At 66.7% G+C, this 222-nt stretch carries 1 protein-coding gene; it reads right to left on the reverse strand.

Going from position 1 to position 222, the window contains the following annotated elements; genetic code table 11:
- Positions 1-219, reverse strand: a 219-nt coding sequence (locus tag A7A76_RS14875; protein WP_206411913.1) for a DUF7507 domain-containing protein, incomplete at its 3' end; no start/stop codon positions are given.
- Positions 220-222: the final 3 nt, after the last annotated feature.

Raw genomic sequence — 222 nt, forward strand, 5'->3', positions numbered from 1 at the left:
CACCGTCTCATCGTCGGTGTCGGTGACCGTTCCACCCGTCGGCGTGGTGCCCGTGCCGGTCGCCGTATTGGTGCGCGAACCGGTGTTCACATCCTGCTGGGTCAGCGTGTACACATTGCCCGCCGTGCAGGCCAGCGTCTGCGACTCGCCCGGTGCCAAGGTCACGGCCGTGCACGCCAGGTTCGGCAACAGCGGGTCGGTCACGTTGACGTTGGTCAAGGT

Origin of the sequence: Lysobacter enzymogenes (assembly GCF_017168095.1) — a bacterium.
Classification (GTDB): Bacteria; Pseudomonadota; Gammaproteobacteria; order Xanthomonadales; family Xanthomonadaceae; genus Lysobacter; species Lysobacter enzymogenes_D.